The organism is Methylobacter svalbardensis (assembly GCF_037671525.1).
In the GTDB taxonomy this organism is placed as follows: Bacteria; Pseudomonadota; Gammaproteobacteria; order Methylococcales; family Methylomonadaceae; genus Methylobacter_A; species Methylobacter_A svalbardensis.
This window is the reverse complement of sequence record NZ_JAWPOH010000136.1, coordinates 1-3255: the sequence shown is the minus strand read 5'-3', so window position 1 is coordinate 3255 and position 3255 is coordinate 1. Positions and strand designations below refer to the sequence as shown.

At 43.4% G+C, this 3255-nt stretch carries 4 protein-coding genes; 3 read left to right on the top strand and 1 reads right to left on the bottom strand.

The genetic code is table 11. From position 1 onward, the window contains the following. From RW114_RS20215 to RW114_RS20205, 3 genes are all read left to right on the top strand, one after another. The coding region (locus tag RW114_RS20215) for a Mu transposase domain-containing protein (protein WP_422614853.1) at positions 1–356 on the top strand (356 nt) is incomplete at its 5' end. A gap of 283 nt (positions 357–639) precedes the next feature. Beyond that, the gene (istB, locus tag RW114_RS20210) at positions 640–1398 is read left to right on the top strand and encodes an IS21-like element helper ATPase IstB (RefSeq protein WP_340124533.1); all 759 of its coding nucleotides are present in this window, start codon (positions 640–642) and stop codon (positions 1396–1398) included. A gap of 350 nt (positions 1399–1748) precedes the next feature. Then, positions 1749–2237: a hypothetical protein gene (locus RW114_RS20205; RefSeq protein ID WP_340124532.1), complete on the top strand. Its 489-nt coding sequence runs from the start codon at positions 1749–1751 to the stop codon at positions 2235–2237. Between the two features lie 244 nt (positions 2238–2481). On the opposite strand, the gene RW114_RS20200 is transcribed toward RW114_RS20205, so the two are convergent. Continuing rightward, entirely contained in the window at positions 2482–2928 is a 447-nt protein-coding gene (locus RW114_RS20200; RefSeq protein WP_340124531.1) for a hypothetical protein, read from the bottom strand. Positions 2929–3255: the final 327 nt, after the last annotated feature.

Sequence of the window (3255 nt, the reverse complement as noted above, 5' to 3'; positions counted from 1 at the left end):
ACACCGACATCAAAAATGCCCGCGTCAATATCGATTATCACCTGATCTACGACCAGCATCTGTACTCGGTGCCGCATCACTGTGTGGGCGAACAGGTGGAGCTGCATGCCGGTGACAAACTGATTGAAATCTATTTTCACCACCAACGCATCGCCACTCATGTTCGGAAATATTATCCAGGCATGACCACCGAGCCAGGGCATATGCCGGAACAGCATGCTCAGCATCAGCAATGGACGCCAGGACGGTTAATGAACTGGGCGCAATCGATAGGGCCTGAGGTGCTGGTGTGGGTAAAGGGCCAGTTACAGCGTAAGGAGCATCCAGAGCAGGCTTACCGCGTCTGCTTGGGTTAACCGTAGTTATGCCTCCGAGCGTTTAAATAAAGCCTGTGCGCTCGCCAACAAAGAATCCCTGTTCCAGTTAAAAAACGTCAAAGCCATTTTGGTAAGCAACAGGGATAAGCTGCCTGATACGTCGCCGGTACAGCTTTCGTTATTACCTCAAGACCATGAAAACATTCGTGGCGCAAAGAGTTTCCACTAACCCTTAACACTTTAAAGCGTTGAGCGAGCAGGGTTTACTTACAGAAGACTCTGCTTGCTCACCTTTTCTTTTAAAATCTAAATACAGGACATTATCATGATTGAAATCACCCTCAGCCAACTACGCCAACTGAAACTAACCGGCATGGCCTCTGCGCTGCAAACCCAGCTGGATCAACCTGGCACCTATGAAGGCTTAGCTTTTGCGGAACGCCTGCAATTCTTAGTCGATCACGAAGACCAGGCCCGTAATCAGCGAAAACAGGATCGATTGACACGCGCTGCGCAATTCAAACTCAAGGCGCATGCCAAAGACATTGATTATCAGAGTAGTAGAGGCCTTCAGCAGTCACAAATGGCGTCGCTGCTGATGTGTGACTGGTTAAAGAAAGCCCAGAACCTGTTGCTGACCGGCCCCTGCGGCACGGGCAAAACCTATATTGCTTGCGCACTCGGTCATCAAGCCTGTCTGAAAGGCTACAGCGTCAGATATTACCGGCTTCCACGCCTGGTTCTCGCATTGACACAGGCCAAGGCCGACGGTAGCTACAGTAAATTGCTAAAAGCCATCGCCAGTCTGGATGTGCTGATTATTGATGATTGGGGGCTTGAGCCTTTAACTGCCGCCACTAGAAATGACTTGATGGAAATAATGGATGACCGTTATGAACAATCGGCAACCCTCATTATCAGCCAATTGCCGACAGAACAATGGTATGACGCGATTGGTGATAATACTTTAGCCGATGCGATTTTAGATCGGCTGATGCACAACGCCCACCGGATCAATTTACAAGGAGAATCGATGCGAAAAAAAATGAATTCCTTGACCCAAGTTGAACACGTAGAGTAAAAACTCACTTCCATCGATGCGTTAGGTTTTAGGTGTTCAAGTTCGGCCAGAATTGGTGTTCAAATTAATCAGAATACGCAATAGTGCAATATCCATACATCATTGACAAGTTATTGCACGACAACAAAAATCTATATTCAACAAATTTAGCTTTAGTTAAAAAATTGTTTTATGGTAAAAACGTAACTAAAACAATGTGTTCATATATAATTATATTTATAAAATATCAAACTTTTACCTTTTCGAGGGGATGGGTAAAAATAGCCATTATCGCGTGGCTGTTCGGCACAGGTTCTCCGCGATAGCGGCTTCGTCCAACATAAGGTTAGGTTGTAATGGAGTCCAAAAACATGGTGCAGGAACAATACTGGAAAGAACTTCATCAGTTAAAAACGCATATAAATTTTATAGAGCTGCAACTTGAAAAAGCAGAGAAGATAGATAGGATTATAAAGGTTGTTCTTGCAATAGCCTCTAGCTCAAGTATAGGCGCATGGGCAATTTGGAACCAATTTTCATGGATATGGGCGAGCATTATTGCGTTCTCGCAAGTAACGTCAGCTATTAATCAATTTTTGCCATACAAGAGCAGAATTAAAGAGTATACGTCGCTTTTGCATGAACTTGATGAGTTAATGATTCAAGCTGAATTCAAGTGGCACGCAATTGCTGATGGAAAGTTTACAGCTACTGAAATAAATAAAGCTCGTTTTGAAATTAGGTCCGCCAAACAAAAATCACTCAAAAAGAATATTCAGATAACAATACCAACTAACAGTAAGTTACACGCACAAGCTGAAGCATCAGCAACTGAATACCTTAATAATTTTTACGCATAGGAGACTATATGACCCAAGATAGAAAACCACCCCAACCGCAACCGGTCAAGCAAAGACCCATCCCCCTTACTGAGGAAAAGGGCTTGCGACCAGCAACAAATCCACCTCCAATGCCATCGCAGGTAAAGCCGCCCAAAGCGGAATAAAGCAGCTAACAGCTAATAAGTCGTTTAAGCTGACCCCGGGTTGTTTAACTCCAGCGTAACGCCGACTAGACATTTCGATACGGACTGCCTAATGTCTCTTATCGACTGTTAACGAACCACACTGCGTAATCATCCAATAGTTGATAATTGACTGATTTTTCATCAATCGCTTTGATTTCCGCAAGACCAAGATAGAACTCTTTACCATCAGATGTTCGTCGTACCAGACCAGTTATATCTTCGTAACCATACATCATCCACTCGGAAATTGATTCTCTTTCAATAGAAAGTAACTCAAAAATGTCTTTATACGAAGGTTGGTTTTTACGAAGTTGTTCGTATTCCTTGCGATTACCAGGACCGATTACATAGCGTTCTTCCCAACGGAAGTCTTCGATTCCAGTTACATTACACGGAAGCTGTAATGATGCTTTGAGGTGATTGTAGAATTTATCAACACAGCCTTCGAAGTCAATTTCTTCTTCTTCATCGTCATCGCCGACAATTTCCTTAATGCGAATGTCTTGTGCATCAAATTGAGTCATAAAGTAAATATTCCTTGTTTCTGGATATTTCAAGAATTTCCAATATTAACACAAATGGGGGTTGTGCGCCCTAAACCGCGGAATTTTTCCATATCTTTAAAAATCAATTAGATAGAAAATGATTTTTGAATATTCATGCGTTTTTAACTGGTTGATTTTATTAACTTTAGGAAAATTACGAGGGTTTGCGGTTAGAACCCCTATAAAGGTTGACGGTATAAGTCTTGGCCTGTTGCCGAACCTCGGCAGCCATCTCGGTCACCGATCCCAAGCGTTTACCGTACTTACGGCGACGTCCTCGCTGTCCAGGCTGCTGTGCGTCAGGCT